Genomic DNA, 20,870 nt, shown 5'->3' with positions numbered 1-20,870 from the left:
CCCGCACGCTAACCCAGTTTTCACTACTCACTACGAAAGAAAGGCCACATCATGGCACCCGTACGACTTCCTCACGACGCCGAACTGCCGCTCCTGCGCGCCCGCGTATCTGACCTCGCGGACCGCGCCCTCGTCGTGGGCGACCCCGGCCGCGCCGCCCGCGTCGCCGAGCTGCTCGACGACGCCAAGCAGCTCACCGCAAACCGCGAGTACCACGTCTACTCGGGCAGCTACAAGGGTGTGCCGGTCACCGTCGCATCGCACGGCGTGGGTGCTGCCGGTGCCGCGGTCTGCTTTGAGGAGCTCGCGCGCGGCGGGGTGACCCGCATCATCCGATCCGGAACAGCCGGAGGCATACAGCCCGAGGTGATTGACGGCGCGATCGTGGTCGCGACGGGCGCGGTGCGCGCAGACGGCGTGAGCCATCAGCTCGTGCCCACCGAGTTTCCCGCGATCTCGAGCCCCGAGCTCGCGCTCGAGCTGCGCGCTGCCGCACAAGCCACCGGCCTCGACGTGCACACCGGCATCGTGCTCACGGGCGACATGTTCTACCCGAGCGATGTGATCACCGGCATTGACCACCGCATGTGGCAGCGCGCAGGCATCGTCGCGGTCGAGATGGAGGCCGCAGCCCTGTTTGTGATCGCGTCGTTGCACGGGATCGAGTCGGGCGCGGTCTTCGCGATCGACGGCAACCCGCTCAACGCGGCCGACGACGCGATGGACGGCTACGACCCCTACCGCGAGATCGTCACCCGCGCCGTCGACGGGGCGCTCACGGCAGCGCTCGACGTGCTGGTGTCCTAGTGCGGCCCGCGTTTGCGGGGGTGCTGTTCGACTGCGACGGCGTGCTCGTCGACTCAGAAGCGATCACCAACGGTGTGCTGCGCGAGATGCTGCACGAGCTCGGCTGGCCGATCTCTGAGCCCGAGTGCGTGGCGCTCTTCATCGGCCGCGCCCTGAAAGATCAGTGGGCCGTGATCCTCGAGCGCACAGGTTTTCGCATCGACGACGCATGGATCGGGCAGTTTCGCGCCCGCCGCGACATCGCGTTGCGCGAGCGGGTCACGGCGATCCCTGGCGTGCTGGGCGCGCTGGAATTAATCAAGAGCGCGTACGGCACGAAGATCGCGGTCGCGAGCGGTGCCGACCGATCGAAGATCGAGATGCAGCTGAGCCTCACTGGCCTCGCCGATTTCTTCGGCGACCGGGTGTTTAGCGGCATGGAGGTGCCGCGGTCGAAGCCTGCTCCCGACGTCTATCTGGCGGCGGCGCGGGCGCTGAAGATCGCTCCGGATCGCGCCGTCGTTGTCGAGGACACCGTTGCTGGCGTGACCGCGGGGGTCGCGGCTGGCGCGACCGTACTCGGCTACTCGAGCGGTGCGCTCACGAGTGCGCAGCCGCAGGCGCTGCGCAAGGCGGGCGCGGTGAACGTGTTTCAAGACATGAGTGAGCTGCCGCTGCTCGTGTGCCAGACGGTGGGGTTGCCCGCGTAGCGCGCTGCGCGAGGTATGCCCCGAGATTAGGCGCTGCGCGAGGTATGCCCCCGAGATTAGGCGTTGCGCGAGGTATGCCGGGTCGTGTCGACACCGCAGCCCGCCTGCAACAGATGCCAGCTCACCGCCTGACTGCGCGGCGGCACCGCCTGACAGCGCGGTGCTCGCCGGGCGGTTACGCGATGCTGCTGCGGTCGAATGCGTCGAGGCTAATACCTCGGTCGAGTACACGCTTTGACCACTCCTTGGCCGAGTGCAGCGAGTGGTCACGGTAGTTGCCACAGCTCACGGCTTCGGTACCGGGGACGTCGTCCCATGTCACGCGCCAGGCGAGGTCTTCGAGCGAGCTCTTGATCGCGGCGGCGACCTCGGCGGGCGTGGGCTCGCCCCACAGAATCATGTGAAACCCGGTGCGACAGCCGAAGGGTGAGATATCGATGAGCCCTGCGATGCGGGTGCGCAACAGCCCAGCGATCGTGTGCTCGATGGTGTGCAGCCCGGCCGTGGGAATCTCTTCTTCATTGGGCTGCACGAGGCGAATGTCGTAGTTCGAGATCGCGTCGCCCTGAGGGCCGTGTTCCACGCCAATCAGCCGCACATAGGGTGCGAGCACCTTCGTGTGGTCCAGTGAAAAACTCTCTACTTCGGCCAGCTCTACGTCGCTCATGGCGCCAGTTTAGGCAGGTCGAGCTGCTCTCCGGCGAAGTATGACGCCGCGTAACGGTTCGCGTTGAGGCCACGCCAGGCCACGCCAGGGCGCGGGCGCGGGGGCACTGCTATAGCCGCACGGTGCCGCTGCGACTGGCGAGATCGCGGTACCCGACCGCGAGGGCCGCCACGACGACGACACCGATCGCCGCGAAGCTCGTGATGAATGCGGTCGCCCAGTCTGTGGCGGCGAGCACTGAGAACGCGAGCGCTGTGATCATAGCGATACCCATTGATGTGCCCATGCGCTGGCCGGTCTGCATGATTCCACCCGAGCTGCCAGCGTATTTCAGGGGCACCTCAGCGAGCGTGAGCGCCTGATTGGGGCTGATCACGAGCCCCTGCGCGACGCCGATAAACGCGAGCGAAGCGAGCAGCCACCACTCGCTCGCGAGCCCCTGGCCGCGCAGCCACACCACCAATGCACTCAGCGCAAGCCCGGCGAGCGCGAGATACAAACCGAGGAGTACGACGCTGCGACCCTTAGTGACTACCCGTTTGGCGCCCCAGAGAGCAGCGAAGGCAGACAGGATCGAGCTGGGCAAACCGATCAGTCCAGCTTCGAGGGCGGTGCGTCCGAGCCCATTTTGCATGTAGAGCGCCACGATCACCCACACACTGGTGATGCCTAAGAAGTAGAGTCCGACGAGCAGCGTTCCGTTGGCAAAACTCGAGACGCGAAAGATACCGAGATCAACCATGGGGGCGCGCCCCCTGCGGCGGTAGCGTTTCTCCCACGCGACCCAGGCCACGCCCAGCGCGATGCCAAGCGGCAGCGCGAACCAGGTGTAGGCCGACCCGCGCGCCTCCATAAAGGGCAACAGCACCAGCAACACGGTGGCGCCGAGCAGCAGGGATCCGACGGGGTCAAGATCTGCGCGTCGGCCCGCCGCACGGCCGCGGCGCACATCGCGTGCAATGAATTGGGGTTTGGGGATCCAGATGGCCGCGAGAATAATCGTGATGATCCCAACAGGCACGTTCACGAAGAAGGTTGCTCGCCAGCCCTGTTCAACACCAAACGCCTGAATCAAGACACCGCCCAAGAGCGGCCCGATAGCGACTGATACCCCAACGGCGCTGCCAAATATGCCGAAAGCGCGAGCTCGTTCAGCGCCCCGAAAGTACTGCTGAATCATACCAACGGCCTGCGGGTTCAGCATGCCCGAGCCAACACCCTGCACCGCGCGAGCAATGTTGAGTGATAGCGCATCGGGGGCAAATCCGGCCGCAATCGACGCGAGTGTAAACACGGCCACACCGGCGATGAAGAGCGGCCCACGGCCAAACAGATCGCCTGCGCGGCCGGCCGTGACGAGCACAATTCCAAAGGTGAGGGCGTACCCCGAAAGCACCCACTGCAGCTGTGACTCGGTCGCGTGAATACCTGCGCCAATCGACGGCAGCGCGACGTTTACGATACTCACGCCAACGAGTGACATGAACAGCGCGCCGACCAGCACGTACAGCACGCGCCACCTTCGCGGGTCTGGCACGTAGTCTGTGCCGTTGCCCCGCGGCATCGGTGAATCAGCGGCCAAATCTATCTGCCTCCTGACCAATACGCGCTGTGTGCTGTCTATTTGCGCGCCGGATCATGTAGTTGTCGCTGCGCGGCCGGGCGCTGGCGTGCAGTTGACGCTGTAGACCATAACGCACAGTGCGCCCAGATATTCCAGGGCTGGTCTTTTGAGCCGTGACGTGCTTACGGTGGCGACATGTTGAAACGCGCGCATCCTCGAGACCCTGTCGGTGGCGACAATGCCCAACAGTCACGGAGATTCAAACGTGCCCTGCTGGCAGTCTGTGCGGCAGCGATGCTGGCGGGTACAACGGCTTGCAGCAGCGCGATGACTGCCGAGACCGAGCCTGGCGCCACACCTGCGCCGCCACCGGCACAGTCAGATACGGCGACAGCGGCCACCGACGACGGGGGCAGCGATGCAGGTGGGGCTTCAGGTGCGGCAGATTCGTCACAGCGCGACATTGTCGCGGATCCGCCCGCTAAGACCGCACACGATGCGCTTGCGGCAGCTCAGAAGATCTTCGACGGCAAGCCGAGCAAGGTTGAACTTGAACGACGACACGGTGAAACGCTCGAGTACAAGGTGAAGCTGGTCTCTCCGCGTGAGGAATATGACGTGCAGTTTGATGCCGAAACCCTTGAGGTGCTTCGAGAAGAGCGCGAACCCCTCGACGCAGACGACAACGACTATGACGAGGTGTTTTCGTTCGAAGATGTGGTGCCGCTTGCAGACGCCGCGGCTGTGGCGCGCGAGGCGCAAAGTGGTTCGATACGTGAGTGGAAACTCGAGGGCAAAGACGATGGCCGTGTACTGTACGAGTTCGACATTGTGCCGCAGGGCGCGTCAGACGACGTTGAGGTCAAAGTGGACGCGTTCAGCGGCAGCCTCGTGTCACGCGGCTAATCCGTGTGGCTAACGCGTGCGGGAATACAAAGAGTGCGCGGGTGCTGACTTGCGTCGTACACCCGCGCGACTGAGACCTACGCGGCGCGCGCGAGATCGCGGCGGGTGAGGGCGATGCGGGCGCGTGATCCGGCAGGATCTTTTGCGACCTGTACATCCCAGCCCGCGCGATCGAGGGTCTTGAGATCGGCGCGTGCGTCGGCGAGACGCGACGTGTCGACCAGGTACAGGGTGCGGCCTGCGCTGCGGTAGACCGAGCGCTGCTCGGCCCAGCCGGGCACGCGCATCGCGTCGGCCGAGCCGAGCGAGTGGTAGGGCGTGCGCAGCGGTGCGACCCGAGGGCCGCCCGCACGGGCGAAGTTCTTGAGTTTGGTGATCGTGGTCATGATGTCCTTTCGTGCACACCGTCGTGGTGTGCGATGTGCGAGCGATGCTCGCGGGCTCGTGATCGAGCCAAATGAATGCCCGGCGCGTGTGCATGCAATATCGAGGGATCGAGTGCAGCGCCTGGGGCGGTGAATCGTGCGTCTAACCGTTGTCGCGGTGACGCGTGCGGAGCGCTTGTGGCGAGTTAGATTCGGGAGTCATGGCGACCGCCCCTCGGGCGAATCGCACGGATCATTCGCGCGCTCAGCTCATCAGTATATGGGAACATACTTCTGACCGCAAGCGCTGATGTGAAAATAGTGAGTGCCCCCGCCCGGCTAGCGCCCGACACGGCTCGGCCCACCTGGTGCGCCTGCACACGAGCGGTAGCATGCGGGCATGGCCGTTCGATCAACACTGCTCGTCACTCCCGCTGACCTCGCCCAAGAAATCGGGGCGCTGCGACACAGGTCCGCTGATCTTGCTGATCTTGCTGATCTTGCTGCGCCTGCTGCGCAACGTTCCGGATCAGGCCGCGCACCGCGCACTCTCGTGCTTGACGTACGCTGGAGCCTCGCTGCACCAGACGGGCGCGCAGCGTTTGCCGCCGGGCACATTCCTGGCGCGGTCTACGTTGACCTCGACACCGAGCTGGCGTCGCACGGACCTGCGACGAGCGGCCGGCATCCGCTGCCCAGCGATGAGGTGCTCACCGGGGCTGCGCGCCGCTGGGGGCTGCGGCCCGGCGATCGTGTTGTTGCCTACGACGGTGGAGGCAACCTGGCGGCGGCGCGCGCGTGGTGGGTGCTACGAGACGCGGGTATTGACGTGCGGCTGCTCGACGGCGCGTGGCCGGCGTGGCAGGCTGCCGGGCTGCCGGTAGAAACTGGTGCGGGCGGCGTTATTGACACCGAAATCGATGCAGCCACCGACACCGACACCGACACCGACACTGGCACCAGCAGCACCAGCACCAGCAGCAGCATCGACGCCGCGACCGCGACCGCGACCGCGACCGCGACCGCGACCGACACCGACACCAGGACACAACCTCTTACCGTCGCAGGCGGGCACATGCCTCGACTCTCGATGGACGAAGCGGCCGCGCTTGCGCGCGATGGGGTGCTGCTCGACGCCCGCGCGGCCGAGCGCTACTCGGGCGACACCGAGCCGGTCGATCCGCGCGCAGGTCATATTCCGGGTGCTCGCAGTGTCCCGACGACGTTGAACATCGACGCCGACGGCAAGTTCTTGAGCAGGAGCCAGCTACGTGAACGCTTCGCCGCGGTTGGAGTGCAGTTCGACGCCGGGGGGCCTACAGCGCGCGCCACCGGCATCGACTCTGACACAGGCATCGGATCCGACACCGACTCCGACTCCGACTCCGACACCGACACCGACTCCGACGTCGGGGCCGAGCTCGCAGCAAGAACCGCGCCAGTATCCGCTAGCGGAGTGGGCGTGGGAGCGTACTGCGGATCTGGCGTTACCGCGAGCCACACCCTCTTCGCGCTCGAGCTTGCGGGGCTTCGCGGCGCGCTCTTCCCGGGGTCGTGGTCTCAGTGGTCGAACCATCCCGAGCGCCCGGTCGCAACCGGCCCGCGCCCGTAGGCCGACCCGCTCCCGTAGACCTCGCCGCTGGCCTTCGACGAATCGGTATAGAAACGACGAGACGGTATCGAAAGTGCGTACTTTCGATACCGTCTCGTCGTTTTGATACAGTCTGTGCGCCGCTCCCGCTCCCGGCTGCGCGGGCTACGCGAACCGCTCGGGCCGCGCGGCTCCGCGGGCTGCGCGGGCTCCGCGGGCCGCGCGGCTACGCGAGCTGCGCGGCTACGCGAGCTGCGTGGCTACGCGAGCCGCCCGGCCGCTCGCGCTCGCACGATCACGGTGCCCTCCATGTACGCGACGGGCAGCTCTTCGAGCGCGATGATCTCGACGCTCGCAGGCTCGGCGCCCGCCTCGATCGCGCGCGCTATCGCGTCGGCGCGCACAACCTCGACGGCCTGCTCGCGGGTGGTTTCGCGCAGCGAAAACACCTGCTCGGCCTGGCCCGCGACATCGCCAAGGGCCGCCCCAACCGCGTTGGCGGCGCTCGAATGCTCTGGCCGAATCACGCGCGAAACCCCCTCGAGCTCGGCCGGCGACACCGCCGCACCGCCGCCCACGAGTACCACGGGCACGGGCGCCGCGCTCGGCTTCATCTGGTCGATGGCTTCTTCAAGAAAGCTCCGGATCGCGTCATCTGCGCCCGCCAGCAGCTCGGGATCGATCTGGGGAGCCACCGCGTCGTCGATGTGGAGGCGGCCGACCGCGACCGCAACGTCGGTGGCTGTAAGCGTCGCACCACCGAACACGAGAGCCTCGGTCGCGATGCGGTACCCGACGCTGTCGGGCCCGAGCGTAATCGGCGCGGCAGTACCAGTACCAGCACCAGCAGCACCAGCGCCAGCACCACCAGCACCAGCGGCACCAGCACCAGCACCAGCAGCACCACCAGCACCAACACCAACACCCGCAGCACCGGCACCGCCCCCGCGCACGATCGTGCCCCCGCCGAGCCCCACAGACAGCACGTCGGGCATGCGAAAGTTCGTGCGGATCCCCCCGATCTCTGCCGCGTGCGACGACTGCCTAGGAAACCCGCCTGCGAGCACACCAATGTCGGTGGTCGTGCCACCAATGTCGACCACGAGCGCGTCAGAGACGCCGCTTAGGTGCGCGGCGCCGCGAATCGAGTTGGTCGGGCCGCACCCGATCGTAAATACGGGGTAGCGCAGCGCGAAGTCGAGCCGCATGAGCGTGCCGTCGTTTTGACCGAAGTAGATGTCGGCTTCGATTCCGTGCGCGGCGAGTGAGCGAGCGAAACCGTCGGCCATGTCGCCGAGCGTGCGAATCAGCGAGGCGTTGAGAATCGTCGCGTTTTCGCGCTCGAGCAGCCCGATCGAACCTATCTCGATCGACCGCGATACGGGCACGCTCAACAGCTCTTCGACGAGGGCGGCTGCCCGCTGTTCGTGCGCGTCGGCGACGGGAGCAAAGACGCCAATGACCGCGACCGCGTCAACGACGCCCCGCATCTGTTCGGCGGCGGCACGCACCGCGTCTTCGTCGAGCGGGCTGATCTCGCGCCCGTCGAATTCGTGGCCGCCTGCGATCACAAACGAGGGGCCAGCCACGGCGGCGCGCAGGTCTTGGGGCCACCCCTCAAACGGTGGCACAGCGGTGGTGGCGGGGCCGCCCAAGCGCAGCACACCCACCCGGCCGAGGCCGCGCCGTTCGACGATCGCGTTCGTGCAGTGCGTCGTGCCGAGCATCGCGGCCGACACCTCGCCCACGGCGATCCCCGACGCCTCGAGCACCAGGTCGATCGCGCGGGCGACGCCCTCACCCGATCGCGCCTGCGTGGGCGTCTTGACCGATGCGAGCACGCGGCGTTCGGGGTCGAGCACGATCGCGTCCGTGTTCGTGCCGCCAACGTCGATGCCAATTCTGTAGCTCATGCGCGGGCCTCCTGCGTCGTCGAGTCTTGCTCCGGATCATTGGGCGCGGGCGGCAGCCCGGCCGCGGCCAGTTCTTCCACCGGCGTAAACGGTACGTCGTAGCCGAAGTAGGCGGGGCCTGCGGTGTCGAGGCCGCGCTGCGTGCGCCACTGCGGGTGGCACGGAAACGCGACGATGGTCACGCGCGCGCCGTAGCGCACCGTCTCGGTGGTGATGGGGTGCCCCGTCGCCTGGTCGAGCACCGCGATGAGGTCGGGGGTGACGGCGGCGACCTGGCCGTCGCGGGTGGCGAGCAGCATTTCGTTTTGAAACGCCAGTTCAAACGTGCGGCCGCGGTCGGTGCCGGTGCCGTCGAGCGCGGCACGGCCGCGCGTAAACCCGCCCTCGACGGCGCGCTCGATGGCGCTCACCTTACCGTCGAACAGTCGGTAGCCGCCGAGCCTGGTGAGCATCGCGTCGATGCGTTCGTCGTCGCGCACCTGTGAGCTGCGCAGCATGCGGCCGATTTCGCGGGCCATGGTGAGGGTGCCTGGAATCGCGCACTCGCGGGCGACGCGGCCGGGGTAGGCGTAGTCGATCATTGTCGCTGAGCCGCCCATCTCAAAGGTGAGCACGCGCGCGAGCCGCTCAGACCACGCGCCGTCGACCGGGTATGACAGCACGGCGTTGCCCTGCGCGTCGACGAGCACGGTCGCGCCCGGCCCGTAGCCTGCGAGGTGAAACGTGACCATCTGTGCCTCAGGAAACGCGCGCCCCATCGCGTCGCCGTCGACGATGGGCAGCCCGCGCTCGGCGGCCGCCGCGATCGGAATCAGCGAGTTGCCGCCCCCGATCTCGATTGGCATGATCGCTGCGATCTTGCGGCCGGTGCCCTGCTCGAGCAGGTCGAGGGCGCGGCCGAGCTCTTCGGCCCCCGCGATCTTCTCGATCGATACCGACGGCGCACCGATCATGCCGACGGGCACGACGAGGCCCTCGTCGTCGAGCTCGGCCACCTGCAGCACTCGCACGTCGCCGTGTTCGCGAATGGCGCGTTTGGCGTGCAGCGACCCGACGTGCGGGTCGCCGCCGCCGCCGGTGCCGAGCACGGCGGCACCGATCGCGATGTCGTCAATATCGGCCTCGGTGATGCTTGTGAGCACTGGGCTGGTCATCGTGTGGTTCCTTCGGCGAGGGGGTGGGCCGCCGCGTCGGTCGCGGCGGTATCTGGGCTGGGCTCGGCTTGATCCGGATCATCGCCCGTGGCGCGCTTACCCGTGCGCGCGAGACCGAGCAGCGCGTGGGCAACGAAAGCGGCGAGGATCGCGTCGAGCGCGGGGATCGTCGTGAGCGTGAACGCGCCGAGCCCCAGTCCGTCGCCTGCCTGCGTCGTGAGCACACCGGTGACGCAGCCAATGCCCCAGGCCACGAACGCCCAGGCGTCGACAGCGGGCGCGCTCGTGCTCGTGTCGCTGCCGTCAGTGTCGAGGTCGTCGGTGTCGCTGTCGTCGGTGTCGCGGTCGTCAGTGCTCGCATGCTGCCGCAGCCGGCCCGTGCGGCGGGTGAAGAACTCGGCGAGGTACACGCCGCCGTAAGGGGCAATGAACGTGCCCATGACCGAGATGAACGGAATGAACGCGTCGTAGATGCCTGCGACCGCGGCCCCGATCGCGATGGCGCCGCCCGCGAGCGTGAGCGTGCGGCGGCTCACGCGCGTGAACACGACCGAGAGGTTGAGCGCGGCAGAGTAGAGGTTGTTGGTGTTCGTCGTCCACTGCGCGAGGGTGAGCACGATGAGCGCGAACGCGCCCAGGCCGAGCATGAAGAACATGCGCATCAGATCTTCAACGCCCATCACACGCGAGAGCACGAGCGCGACGATCACGATCAGCGAGTTGCCGACGAAGAAGCCGGTGAAGCCGGCCGCCATGGCCTGCTTGGGCGTTTTTGCCCAGCGTGCGATGTCGGGGGAGATGATGACACCAAACACGAATATGCCCATGACGAGCGACACCGCGCCGCCAAACGTGAACTGCGCCGGAATGTCGGCCAGGAGGTCGCCCGCACCAAACTGTGCGAACGCGAGCACCACCGCGAGGCCGAGTAGCCCGATAAGCAGCGGCACTGCCCACGAGCTGAGGCGTTGAATGGAGCGGTAGCCCCACAGCGCGGTGAGCATCATGAGGATTCCACCCACGACGGTGAACAGGTGCACGGGTAGGTCGGCGCCCAACAGCTCATCGACGGCGATGCGTGCGTTATCGGCGAAGAACCCGGTCTGTACACCAAACCAGCCGAGCGACGAGATGGCCATCGCGATGGCGATCACGCGGCCGCCGATGGTGCCAAACACCGCGCGCGAGAGCATGGCGCTGGTGAGGCCGGTGGCGGCGCCGACATAGGTGCAGGCCATGGCGAGCAGCCCCAGCAGCACCGAGCCGAGAATCGTGGCAGAGAGCGCCTCGTTGAAGGGAAGCCCGTTGCCGAGCTGCACGCCCATGATGGTGCCCGACAGGTCGATGCCAATGGCGATCCAGATGCCCGCGATAGGCAGCCAAGACTTGCGTTCGCTGGCTGGCACACGGCCTAGTTCGTAGTCTGACTTGGTGGATTTAGCGCGTGCCTTGGCGGCGTTCGCGCGGGGTTCATGTGTCATGAGGTGGTGGTCTCCGTCGAAGCAGCGGGCGCGGCTGTGATGAGCTGCGCGAGCGTGCTCCAGGTGTGTGAAAGGTGCTCGTCGTAGAGCTCGGGCGTGTAGTGGCTCATCTGCAGGAACAGGCCGTCCATGAGGCACAGGAAATGCGAGGTGAAGGCCTCCGCGGGCAAGCTTGTGAATTGCCCGCGGTGCACACCGTCGAGATATGTCTCTCGAACGGCGGCCGACAGTTCGGCGTCCCAAACCTGAAACGCGTCTGTCAGACCGGATGTCTGAACCGTGGTGCGGCCCAGCGTGGTGCGAAGGTGAAGATTGAGTAGATCGGGGTGTGCGCGGTAGAACGCGCTCACGCCCGTGAGAAAGCGGTGCAGTCGATCGAGCGGGTCGGTGCCCGCCGAGTCGGCTACGAGCGCCGTGAAGTAAGCGCGGTGCTCGGCGAGCGAAGCGATATACACCTCGGTGTACAGCTCGTCTTTGCTTGCAAAGTGCGCGTAGATCGAGGGTGCCTTGATGCCAACATCGGCTGCGATGTCTCTGAGGGAGGTCTCGGCATAGTCGGCCCGTGAGAACCGCGTCAGCGCGGCCTGCAAAATGCGAGTTCGGGTCATCATCAATACCTAACTAATGGTCGTTAGGCTGAGCTTAGGGGGCGGCCCGACCGCACGTCAAACCTTGTACGGCGTGAACCACCGCGGTGCATTACGCTTGATCGGGGCCGCGCGCCCGACGCCGCAAGCCCGCTACACCGCACCACAAGGAGTCTTAGTGACCAACACGCTGCTCGTCTTTGCCCACCGCGACGAGGCCTCGGCGTTCGCCGACGTGCCCCACCTCGTAACCGGCGTCGGTAAGATCAACGCCGCGACCTCGCTCGCCCACGCACTCACTGCCGGTGCTGCTGCGGGTGCTGCTGCGGGTGCTGCTGCGGGTGCTGCTGCGGGTGCTGCTGCGGGTGCTGCTGCGGGTGCTGCTGATGCTGGGGGAGCCCGGATCACGCGGGTCATTGTGCTGGGCACCGCGGGCGTCGTGGGTGATGCTCCGGATCGCCCCAGCCTCGACGATGTGTATCAGGTGACTGGCGTAGTGCAGCACGACTTTTCGCTGCCGTCGCCGACGCTCACGCCCGCGGGCGAGGTGCTGCTGCCCGAGTTCACCGCGACGATTGCGACCGGCGACGTGTTCGTGAAAGACGACGCGCAGCGCGCACACATCGCGGGCCTCGGCGCGACGCTCGTCGACATGGAGGCGTACGCCTACGCCTCGGTGTGTGCGAAGTTTGACGTGCCGCTGCAGGTGTTCAAGATTCCGTCAGACTTCGCCGACAGCTCGACCACCGACGAAGAGTGGGACGAGATCGTGTTTCGTAAGAGCGAGCAGCTGCGCGACTTCTACGAGACGCGTCTGAAGTAGCACGCATGAACCTCCCCGCATGCCAAAAATATGCGCGACTACTTCCGCTTTAGCCAGGCCCATAAACGGAACTCGTCGCGCATATTTGACGTTCACCGCGCGGCGAGGCCGAAGCGGTGCGCATCAGCGAGCTGCCAGTCGAGTGCCCACTCGGCGGGAGCCTCAGCGAGCAGTTCGCCGGGCTCGAGCCACCGGTACAGCTCGGCGTACGAGGCGTTGCGCTCGCCGCTGACGTTCTGGCGCAGCATATGGGGCGAGAGTTCTGAACGGTCGCGCACGCCCATCGACGCCATCAGCCGCAGAGCCTCGTCGACCGTGTTCTTGTGATAGTTGTAGACCCGGTCGATCTTGGTGGGTACGTGCAGGGCACGCTGGCGAATGGGGCTCTGCGTCGCGATGCCGGTGGGGCAGGTGTTCGTGGCGCATCGCAGCGACTGAATGCAGCCGAGCGCCATCATCATGGGGCGCGCGGCGTTGGTGTAGTCGGCGCCCTGAATGAGTCGCTTCACGATGTCGGCGCCCGAAGCGATCTTGCCCGAAGCGCCAATCTTGATGCGGTCGCGCAGACCCGCCCCCACGAGCGCGTTGTGCACGGTCAACAGCCCCTGCGTGAGCGGCATGCCCACGTTGTCCTCGAACTCTTCGGGGGCGGCGCCGGTGCCGCCCTCAGACCCGTCGACGATGATGAAATCGGGCGTCGTGCCCACCTCGATCATCGCCTTGCACATGGCTAGCACGTCGCGCTGCGAAGTGACGCAGAGCTTAAACCCTGCCGGTTTGCCGCCCGCGAGTTCGCGCATCTGCGCGATGAACTCGACCAGTTCGATGGGGGTTGAAAAGGCGCTGTGCTGGGCGGGGCTCACACACTTGACGCCCTGCGGCACCCCGCGGGTTTCGGCGATCTCGGCGGTCACTTTGCTCGCCGGGAGCACGCCGCCCAGGCCGGGCTTTGCGCCCTGACTGAGTTTGAGTGACACACACTTCACCTGGTCGTGGTTCGCTTTCTCAGCGAACTTCTCGGGGCTGAATCGGCCGTCGTCGGTGCGGGCGCCAAAGTAGCCGCTGCCGATCTCCCACACCAGGTCGCCGCCGCCCGCGTGGTGGTATGGCGAGATGCCTCCCTCACCCGAGTCGTGGGCGAAGCCGCCCTTCTTGGCGCCAGCGTTGAGGGCGTGAATCGCATTGGCGGACAGCGCGCCAAAACTCATCGCCGACACGTTCATGAGCGACATGTCGTAGGGTTTGGTGCAGTCGGGCCCGCCGACCGTGACCCGGGGCGTTTCTGCGGGCGGTTCAAGCGGCGTAACAGAGTGCACGAGCCACTCGGCGCCCTCGCGTTCGACGTCGCGCAGCGTACCAAACGCCTCCTCAGACTTGGCGTTCTTTGACCGGTCGTAGATCAGCTCGCGAGTGGTGCGGCTAAACGGCCGGCCGTCCCAGTCGCGCTCGATGAAGTACTGCTGAATCTCGGGGCGTATCGCCTGCAGCAGGTAGCGTGCGTGCCCAATGATGGGGTGGCTGCGCAGCACCGCCTTCTTCTTCTGCGTGATGTCGTAGACACCGACGATGGTGAGCGCGGCCGCGGCCGCCCCCGCGAAGAGGCCCACTTTGTTCGAACGAGACGCCATTGTTCCTCCGTGCGGTGAGTTGAAGCCACGTAAGCTCTGTACGCTCAGTGACCTCGTCGGCATGATCGGTGTAACCACCCTTGCACAAGTAGGCAGTCAGGGCTACTGGTTACCCGCACGTCATGCCGGTGCCGCACGCGTTAGATGCCGCTTACCTACGGCTCACGTTTTTGTTTCAGCTCGTGTAGAACCCGGTGAAACCAGGGGCTCTCGGTGGCGCCTGCTCCTGCGCGTGACGCTACCTCGTCGGCGAGCTGGCGTAGTCGTTCAAGCTGCGCGACCGCGTGCCGCGCTTCGACACTGCGCTCAATGTCGTCTCGCAGCGGTGTGCGGCCGCTGGCGGCGTAATCAGCGAGCTCTGAGAGTGCGAATCCGCCCACGCGTGCATCGTCACCAGCGTCGTCGGTCGACCGATTGACCGCGTCATCTTGTGTCATGTCCATCCGCCCATTCCGCGTAGAAGCGCGCTTCGCGCTCGCGCTATCGCACCGCGCACCGTAGAGACGGGAACTCCAAGTTCGCCAGCGATCTCCAAATAAGAATATCCAGCCAGCTCGCGCAAAAGCCAGGCCTGACGCTGCAGATCCGGTAACGCATCGAGTGCGTGCGCAACCTCCTGCAGCTGAGACGCGACCTCGACGTGACGTTCAGGCTGTGCGACCCTCGATGCTGGCGCATTGAACTCAGTGAGCGGCTCGTTAGTTGGGCGTGCGCGTGTGCGATCAATCGCTTTGTGCCCCACGATCCTCATCAGCCAAGACTTTACTGACGCGTGATTCTCGAGGGAATCCAGCGAGTGCCAGGCAGTGATGAAGGCCTCTTGGACCGCATCATCTGCATCTGCGTTCGAGCACGTGAGCTTGCGGGCGTATCCCGACATGAGGGGCGCGTACCGGCGAAGGAGCGCTGCGAAGGCGCACCTGTCGCCGTCAACGGCCCGCGCAACAAGCACCGCGTCGGATAGACCCTCAAAATTGTGTAGCGACACGATCTCTCTTCCTAACAAAAACTTTGTAAATTCTTGTGACATATCGACGTGGGTGTGCGTCCTATGGGTAACACTAGGTCAGACCGTGATTCATCAGATGAACTAGTGGAAGATGCTCAGCTAAATCGAAGGAGATCGTCATGGCAAGCCAGCAAGGCACAACACCTGAGAAGTCAACGCGCCCAGAAACGGTAGGCGTCACGAAACCAGCGAACGCGGCGCCCAACGTAGACACCGACCCCGCTGGTGTGCGCGGCAAGACCGTGGTTGACGACTCGGTCGTTGCGAAGGTAGCGGGCATTGCGGTGCGCGAAATCGCGGGCGTATACGCCCTCGGCGGCGGAGTCGCACGAGTCGTCGGCGCAATGCGAGACGCGGTGGGCAATACCGACCTGGCCCAGGGCGTATCGGTGGAGGTGGGGGAGACCCAGGTCGCCGCAGACATCTCGCTCGTTGCCGAGTACCCCGTGCCCCTGCAAGAGCTGGGCGCCAATGTACGCGCGGCGGTGGGGCATGCGATCGTCGAACTCGTCGGAATGGAAATTGCTGAGGTGAATGTGACCGTGACCGATGTGCATGTGCCATCAGACGACCAAGACGAGGCGCCGGATCGTGAAGCTGGCGACGCATCGAGAGTGCAATGAACGACTCCGTGGTGGGGGCAGCGGCCGGCGCGACGCTTGCCCTCACGTGGGTCATCCTCGGGTTTTGGGCCTGCTTCTTTGTCGGCCTAGCCATGGTGGTGGGCGCCTTCGTCGCCAAAGCCCTCAGCGGCCGCATTGACGTGCGCGCACTCGGCGACGCGCTTCGCGGGCGACGGAGTTCGTAGTGGACAACGCACCAGTCGTGCACTCGCGCAGTGAAGCGCACGATAGCGACGAGGGTGAGGCACTCACGATCCGGGGCCGCACACAGATCACCTCAAGCGCGCTGCACAGCATCGTGGCGGGGGCCGCGGCCACCCAGCTGGCCGTGCCCACAGGCACGGTGACCGTGCGCATCACAGATGCCGACGGAGACCTCGGGATTCGGGTGAGTGCCCCGATCTGTGTAGCGGCGCTCGCATCGACAGCGGTTTCGAGCGCGTTGCCCGGCGAGACACTCACCCAGCGCAGCGAACGGCTGCGCCTGGCCATCGGGCGACAGATCACGGAGCTGACGGGCCACCGCGTGGGGAGTTTGGCGTTGCACCTGACAACGGCGAGGATCGCACAGAAGGGCCGTGCGCGATGACGAACCAGCGACTCTACAAGCGCATTGTGCGACGCGAGACTCACTCATCACGATCGCTCGCGACGGTGATCACAGTGGTATCGATCTCGATCGTGCTGATCTGGGTTGGCACCGAGATCGTGCTGCACTTGACGGAGCTACCGCCCCTCATTGCAGCGCCTCGCACACTCGCAGAAGCTGTGGGCGGCCAAATCGTGTACTCGAGCGTTCAGCTGGGCAGCGTCGCGGCTATCGGGCTCGCAGCGGGAACATTGGCCGTGGCAGCAGCGATCTCGCCGGGACGACGCGCCCGCCACTGCCGAGTAAACGACCGAGCCGCATTTGTTATCGACGACGCCACACTGGCGTCAGGGGTAGCTGCCCGCGTGGCACGCGTCGCCGGGGTTTCTCGAGACATGGTGCGCGTCACCGTGGGGCGCCGCACCGTTGAAGCCCAGGTCACTCCGGTGACGGGGGTTCCCGTGGCCGAGCACCTGTGCGAGCAGGCCCTGCGGGCAGAGCTCATTGCGGCCGAGCTTGCGCCGAGCATGCGGGGCAACCTGAGCGTGCGTACACAGGGGCGAGTCGGCGCATGAACACCACGCCCCGGCTACTCAACCGCGCGATCTTGCTGTGCGCTGGCCTAGTCTGTCTGGGAGTGGGCGCATGTGCGCTCGCCGCCGCTGTCATGCCCGAGTGGCGGGCTGCGTGGGAACGTACAGCGGCACGGCTTATCTCGTGGCTGACTGAACTGATCGCGTACGCACCGGTCGTCTTCCAGCTGCCGCTTGTTTGGCTGCTCATCCTTGTCGCGATAGCGGTACTTTTGGCGCTGGGAGTGCTCGTTATCGCTGTGCAGGGCGGAGGCCGCACAGCGACCCTGCTCAAGAGTGCCGCGCCGCGGAGCCGTCGTGGCAGGCCCGCCGCGGGGGAGCTTCGCGGCACTGTCACGATCGACGTGAAAGTCGCTGAGGTGCTGCTGAAAGAATCGCTCGCACCCGAGCTCGAGGTGCTGTCGGTGCGTGTGAGCGCCCACACGATGCGCGGCAGCACGGCGATGCGAGTGTCGCTCGGAGTACGCCGCGGTACGTCGCCCGCGACGATCGTGCAACTGGTGGAAGAAACGATTGGACAGTGGGATGCCCTGCTGGGCAAGCAACTACCAATCGTCATCGAGATCACGAGCCCGGTGCAATCGAGATGGCGCAGCGAGCTGCGCGCGGCATAGCCAGAAACCACGAACACACACTTACCTAATCCGCAGTACCCCCAACCGCAGTACCCCCAACCGCAGTACAACGAAAGGAACGGCACCATGAGCGCTGAAGACAAGATGAAGAACGCGGCACAAGACCTCGCGGGCAAAGCGAAAGAAGCGGTGGGCAAGCTCACCGGCGATGAAGCGAAGGAGGCCGAAGGTAAGGCCGATCAGGCTGCAGCGAGCGTCAAGAAGGCGGGCGAAAACGTGAAGGACGCGTTCAAGAAGTAGCGCGCCTCGTCGCAGTCGAGGGCGGGTGGTGTGGAGCGATCGAAGCGCCGCCCGCCCTCATCGCCTCCCACTGCGGTGAGGCTAGTCTGGGGCGATGGACAGTGCAGACCATCTCATCATGAGTAATCGACCACGCGAACGACGGTACGAGTTCGGCGATCTGGCGATCGTGTTCAATGACACACCCGCGAAGACGCCGCCGACTGAGAACGCAGAGCTCCCCAAACGCACATTTGTGCTCGTGCACGGCATTGGCATGGGGCGCATCGTGTTCGACGATGTTGCCCCGATTCTGGCTCAGCGGGGCCGGGTGATCGCGCTCGACCTGCCCGGCTTTGGTGACTCGCCTGAGCCGGGTTCAGACACCGAAATCGTCGAAACCGCGGCTAATCTGGCGAGGTTCATTCGCGATGAACAGCTCGGTCGAGTGGTGCTGGTGGGACACTCGATGGGCACCCAAATCACGGCTCAGCTTGCCGCTGACCACCCCGAGCTCGTCAACGGGCTCGTGCTCATTGCGCCCACCATCAACAGGCTCGAGCGCAGCGTGATGAAGCAAACCGAACGCATGGCGCAAGACCTCTCGGGCGAAGGGCTCAAAGTGCTCGCGACGGGGCTCTACGAATACTTCAAGACGAGCCCGCTGTGGTTTGCCAACAAGCTCAAGTTCATGCTCGATCACCGCCTCGAAGACGTGTGTCCGCGGGTCACGGTGCCCGCGCTCGTGCTCGCGGGCGAGACCGATCGCGTCTGCCCACGCGAGTGGGTCGCCGAAGTGGCCGCTGCGCTGCCGAAGTCTACAATGCGTGTGATTCCGGATCGCGGCCACGAGGCCGTCATCAAAAGCCCCGAGCCCGTCGCCTCCATGATCCTCGAGTACCTTGGTCAGCTCGATGAGCCTGGTGGGGTGGTTCGGCATACGCGAGACTGACCCAGCACTGAAATGACGATCCGGCACGCCAAATACGTATTTAACGTGCCGGATCGTTATTTCGATGCCTGCGCAGGGCCGGTGCGTGTGCTGAGAGTTAGCGCACGCCGCTCATCAGCTTGAGGATCGGCTTACGCACGACGAGCAGCAAGATAGCCACCGCGATCGAGGCGAGCCCGATGATGAGGAAGTACGAGACCTCGGCCTCCGCGGTGTACAGGCTCGCGAGCGAACCCGAGGCGGCCGAGCCGAGCGACACTGACAAGAAGAACAGCGCGACCATCTGCGAGTGGAAGGCGCGCGGCGCGAGCTTCGTCGACAGCGACTGGCCGACCGGTGACAGGCACAGCTCGGCCATCGTGAAGAGGAACAGGATCCCCGCGAAAGCGATGAGCGGCACCGAGCCGTCAGCCCAGCCCGCGAACGGAATGAAGCACAAGAACGCGACCCCCATGAGGCCGGTGCCGAGCGCGAACTTCACCGGGGTCGAGGGCTGGCGCGCGCCCAGCTTCACCCACATGCCGGCGAAGACGCCCGCGAAAATAATGATGAAGATCGGGTTGATCGACTGCACCATGCTCGGCGGCATCGTCCACCCAAAGAGGTTCAGGTTGAGGCGGGTGTCAGCGTAGAACGCGAGCGCGGTGAACTGCTGCTGAAACAGCGACCAGAACACGGCCGAGGCGATAAACAGCGGAATAAACGCGAACACGCGCTTGCGCTCGACAGCATCGATCTGGCGGCTCGTGAGCATCACGGTGAACAGCGCGATCACGGTCACAATCACGAGCACGACGACAATGTTCGACAGGTTCTCGGCGGTGATGAGGCCAAACGCGACGGCGAGCACAATTACGCCCAGCGCGGCCACGAACACGACCGGCCACACGCGCTTCTGCTTTGCTGTGAGCGGGTTCTGCGGCTTGCGGCTCGCGTCTGAGATGGTGCGCCCACGCATCAAGATGTACTGGATGAGGCCCGCGGCCATACCAATCGCGGCGAGCGCAAAGCCCCAGTGAAAGCCCTTCCAACCCCACAGCGCGCTCGTCGCCAGCGGGCCAACGAGCCCACCGATGTTCACACCCATGTAGTAGATCGAGAACGCGGCGTCTCGGCGCGTATCTTCACGCGTGTAGAGATCGCCCAGCACCGTAGAGGTCGTGGTCTTGAGAGATCCGGATCCAATGGCCACACCGATGAGGCCGATCGCGAGGCCCAGCGCGCCGGGTACGAACGCGAGCGCGAGGTGGCCGGCCATGATGAGGCACGCGGCGGTGAACAGGGTGCGTTCAGCGCCCAGCACGCGGTCGGCGACCCAGCCACCGAGCACCGCCGAGAGGTAGACAAGGCCACCGTAGGCGCCGACGATGGATCCGGCGGCCGCCTGCGACAGTCCGAGGCCGCCGTCAGAGACCGAGAAATAGATGTAGTAGGCCAGAAGGGCCTGCATGCCGTAGAAGCTAAATCGCTCCCACATTTCGACGCCGGCGAGGTTGGCAAGCCCCCAGGGGTGGCCGAAGAAGCCTCGCTTCGTCGTCTTGGGTGTATCGGTCGGTGTGTCAGTGGTTGTCGACACGGGTTCTCCTCGCGGATAGTGACGCGCAGAAGCCTCGCAGCGAGCCTGCGATGCAGCCGTCGCTTTGAGGCGCTGCATTGCAAACTTCAAATTTGATAACGTGCGACGTTGCAGGGCATAGCCAGTTGAAGCGACCCGGGTATGGGCCAAGAGAGCCGGCGGTGGCAGGTGGCCCCGTGTGGGGGCTCGGGCCGCGCAAAAACAGCCGCAGTCGCAAAGTTATTCTGGAGCCCACTATACCCGGGCTTTTGGAGCGGCCCCTGGACTGCGCGCGCTGTGGCCGCTGTGCCTGGAAACGAGAAAACCCCCGCGAATTCAGTTTGAAACTGAACTCAGCGGGGGTTTTGGTGGCGGTGACGGTGGGATTTGAACCCACGGTGGCTATTAACCACACAACATTTCGAGTGTTGCACCTTCGGCCGCTCGGACACGTCACCGAGAAAGAGAATACGGGATTTAGGGGCGCCTGCGCTAATCGAGGGGGTGTAATCGGTGATCG

General features: G+C 65.4%; 23 protein-coding genes and 1 tRNA gene. 12 read left to right on the top strand and 12 right to left on the bottom strand.

The features are described from left to right. The first annotated feature begins 51 nt into the window (after window positions 1–51). Together ACXR2T_RS08805 and ACXR2T_RS08800 are read left to right on the top strand one after the other, a co-directional pair. Complete coding sequence (locus ACXR2T_RS08805; RefSeq protein WP_458838906.1) at window positions 52–807, top strand: nucleoside phosphorylase; 756 nt, start codon at window positions 52–54, stop codon at window positions 805–807. Next, a complete protein-coding gene (locus ACXR2T_RS08800) occupies window positions 807–1,496 on the top strand; it encodes an HAD family hydrolase (RefSeq protein ID WP_458838905.1) in 690 nt (229 codons plus the stop codon). The genes ACXR2T_RS08805 and ACXR2T_RS08800 overlap by 1 nt, the downstream gene beginning before the upstream one ends. 175 nt (window positions 1,497–1,671) lie before the next feature. Here the strand turns inward: ACXR2T_RS08800 and ACXR2T_RS08795 are convergent, their stop codons facing one another. Both ACXR2T_RS08795 and ACXR2T_RS08790 read right to left on the bottom strand, forming a co-directional pair. Then, the gene (locus ACXR2T_RS08795) at window positions 1,672–2,163 is read right to left on the bottom strand and encodes an S-ribosylhomocysteine lyase (protein ID WP_458814756.1); all 492 of its coding nucleotides are present in this window, start codon (window positions 2,161–2,163) and stop codon (window positions 1,672–1,674) included. A gap of 109 nt (window positions 2,164–2,272) precedes the next feature. Continuing rightward, window positions 2,273–3,676: an MFS transporter gene (locus tag ACXR2T_RS08790; RefSeq protein WP_458838904.1), complete on the bottom strand. Its 1,404-nt coding sequence runs from the start codon at window positions 3,674–3,676 to the stop codon at window positions 2,273–2,275. 378 nt (window positions 3,677–4,054) lie between these two features. On the opposite strand from ACXR2T_RS08790, the gene ACXR2T_RS08785 reads away from it, so the two are divergent. Continuing rightward, window positions 4,055–4,633 (top strand): PepSY domain-containing protein, encoded by a 579-nt coding sequence (locus tag ACXR2T_RS08785; protein ID WP_458838903.1) that lies wholly within the window; start codon window positions 4,055–4,057, stop codon window positions 4,631–4,633. 77 nt (window positions 4,634–4,710) lie between these two features. Here the strand turns inward: ACXR2T_RS08785 and ACXR2T_RS08780 are convergent, their stop codons facing one another. After that, window positions 4,711–5,019, bottom strand: coding sequence for a hypothetical protein (locus ACXR2T_RS08780; RefSeq protein WP_458838902.1), 309 nt, complete (start codon window positions 5,017–5,019; stop codon window positions 4,711–4,713). 379 nt (window positions 5,020–5,398) lie between these two features. Here ACXR2T_RS08780 and ACXR2T_RS08775 point away from each other — a divergent pair, with 379 nt between their 5' ends. Beyond that, on the top strand, window positions 5,399–6,610 hold the full coding sequence (locus ACXR2T_RS08775) for a sulfurtransferase (protein WP_458838901.1): 1,212 nt from the start codon (window positions 5,399–5,401) through the stop codon (window positions 6,608–6,610). Window positions 6,611–6,849: 239 nt separating this feature from the next. On the opposite strand, the gene ACXR2T_RS08770 is transcribed toward ACXR2T_RS08775, so the two are convergent. Genes ACXR2T_RS08770 through ACXR2T_RS08755 form a run of 4 tightly spaced genes read right to left on the bottom strand, consistent with a single transcriptional unit; the run spans window position 6,850 to window position 11,748 of the window. After that, window positions 6,850–8,502 carry a hydantoinase/oxoprolinase N-terminal domain-containing protein gene (locus ACXR2T_RS08770; protein ID WP_458838900.1) on the bottom strand — a complete coding sequence of 551 codons (1,653 nt, stop codon included), beginning with the start codon at window positions 8,500–8,502 and terminating at the stop codon, window positions 6,850–6,852. Next, window positions 8,499–9,656 (bottom strand): S-methyl thiohydantoin desulfurase family protein, encoded by a 1,158-nt coding sequence (locus ACXR2T_RS08765; RefSeq protein WP_458838899.1) that lies wholly within the window; start codon window positions 9,654–9,656, stop codon window positions 8,499–8,501. The genes ACXR2T_RS08770 and ACXR2T_RS08765 overlap by 4 nt, the downstream gene beginning before the upstream one ends. Continuing rightward, on the bottom strand, window positions 9,653–11,137 hold the full coding sequence (locus tag ACXR2T_RS08760) for a cytosine permease (RefSeq protein WP_458838898.1): 1,485 nt from the start codon (window positions 11,135–11,137) through the stop codon (window positions 9,653–9,655). Before ACXR2T_RS08760 ends, ACXR2T_RS08765 begins: the two co-directional genes overlap by 4 nt. Next, window positions 11,134–11,748, bottom strand: coding sequence for a TetR/AcrR family transcriptional regulator (locus ACXR2T_RS08755; protein WP_458838897.1), 615 nt, complete (start codon window positions 11,746–11,748; stop codon window positions 11,134–11,136). Before ACXR2T_RS08755 ends, ACXR2T_RS08760 begins: the two co-directional genes overlap by 4 nt. Window positions 11,749–11,902: 154 nt before the next feature. On the opposite strand from ACXR2T_RS08755, the gene ACXR2T_RS08750 reads away from it, so the two are divergent. Continuing rightward, window positions 11,903–12,547: a phosphorylase family protein gene (locus ACXR2T_RS08750; protein WP_489945512.1), complete on the top strand. Its 645-nt coding sequence runs from the start codon at window positions 11,903–11,905 to the stop codon at window positions 12,545–12,547. A gap of 92 nt (window positions 12,548–12,639) precedes the next feature. Here ACXR2T_RS08750 and ACXR2T_RS08745 read toward each other — a convergent pair whose 3' ends face one another. The 3 genes from ACXR2T_RS08745 to ACXR2T_RS08735 form a co-directional block, all read right to left on the bottom strand. Further along, entirely contained in the window at window positions 12,640–14,175 is a 1,536-nt protein-coding gene (locus tag ACXR2T_RS08745; RefSeq protein WP_458838895.1) for an FMN-binding glutamate synthase family protein, read from the bottom strand. Between the two features lie 155 nt (window positions 14,176–14,330). Then, a complete protein-coding gene (locus tag ACXR2T_RS08740; protein ID WP_458838894.1) occupies window positions 14,331–14,612 on the bottom strand; it encodes a hypothetical protein in 282 nt (93 codons plus the stop codon). Continuing rightward, entirely contained in the window at window positions 14,609–15,205 is a 597-nt protein-coding gene (locus tag ACXR2T_RS08735; protein WP_458838893.1) for an RNA polymerase sigma factor, read from the bottom strand. Before ACXR2T_RS08735 ends, ACXR2T_RS08740 begins: the two co-directional genes overlap by 4 nt. 98 nt (window positions 15,206–15,303) lie before the next feature. Between ACXR2T_RS08735 and ACXR2T_RS08730 the strand changes: the two genes are divergently transcribed. The 7 genes from ACXR2T_RS08730 (at window position 15,304) to ACXR2T_RS08700 (ending at window position 18,795) form a co-directional block, all read left to right on the top strand. Next, on the top strand, window positions 15,304–15,807 hold the full coding sequence (locus ACXR2T_RS08730) for an Asp23/Gls24 family envelope stress response protein (protein ID WP_458838892.1): 504 nt from the start codon (window positions 15,304–15,306) through the stop codon (window positions 15,805–15,807). Further along, window positions 15,804–15,992 (top strand): hypothetical protein, encoded by a 189-nt coding sequence (locus tag ACXR2T_RS08725; RefSeq protein ID WP_458838891.1) that lies wholly within the window; start codon window positions 15,804–15,806, stop codon window positions 15,990–15,992. The genes ACXR2T_RS08730 and ACXR2T_RS08725 overlap by 4 nt, the downstream gene beginning before the upstream one ends. After that, window positions 15,992–16,396, top strand: a complete 405-nt coding sequence (locus ACXR2T_RS08720; protein ID WP_458838890.1) for a hypothetical protein — start codon at window positions 15,992–15,994, stop codon at window positions 16,394–16,396. Before ACXR2T_RS08725 ends, ACXR2T_RS08720 begins: the two co-directional genes overlap by 1 nt. Continuing rightward, complete coding sequence (locus ACXR2T_RS08715) at window positions 16,393–16,971, top strand: hypothetical protein (protein WP_458838889.1); 579 nt, start codon at window positions 16,393–16,395, stop codon at window positions 16,969–16,971. Before ACXR2T_RS08720 ends, ACXR2T_RS08715 begins: the two co-directional genes overlap by 4 nt. Further along, entirely contained in the window at window positions 16,968–17,603 is a 636-nt protein-coding gene (locus ACXR2T_RS08710) for an Asp23/Gls24 family envelope stress response protein (RefSeq protein WP_458838888.1), read from the top strand. The genes ACXR2T_RS08715 and ACXR2T_RS08710 overlap by 4 nt, the downstream gene beginning before the upstream one ends. A gap of 87 nt (window positions 17,604–17,690) precedes the next feature. Beyond that, a complete protein-coding gene (locus ACXR2T_RS08705; RefSeq protein WP_458814720.1) occupies window positions 17,691–17,864 on the top strand; it encodes a CsbD family protein in 174 nt (57 codons plus the stop codon). 118 nt (window positions 17,865–17,982) lie between these two features. Continuing rightward, window positions 17,983–18,795 carry an alpha/beta fold hydrolase gene (locus tag ACXR2T_RS08700; protein WP_458814718.1) on the top strand — a complete coding sequence of 271 codons (813 nt, stop codon included), beginning with the start codon at window positions 17,983–17,985 and terminating at the stop codon, window positions 18,793–18,795. A 97-nt stretch (window positions 18,796–18,892) separates the two neighbouring features. Here ACXR2T_RS08700 and ACXR2T_RS08695 read toward each other — a convergent pair whose 3' ends face one another. After that, window positions 18,893–20,371 carry a peptide MFS transporter gene (locus ACXR2T_RS08695; protein ID WP_458838887.1) on the bottom strand — a complete coding sequence of 493 codons (1,479 nt, stop codon included), beginning with the start codon at window positions 20,369–20,371 and terminating at the stop codon, window positions 18,893–18,895. Between the two features lie 348 nt (window positions 20,372–20,719). Then, window positions 20,720–20,808 (bottom strand) — tRNA-Ser (locus tag ACXR2T_RS08690). Between the last annotated feature and the right edge of the window lie 62 nt (window positions 20,809–20,870).

Source organism: Leucobacter faecis (genome assembly GCF_054456635.2).
The sequence above is the reverse complement of the archived record's forward strand: the minus strand, read 5'-3'. Positions and strand labels throughout refer to the sequence as shown.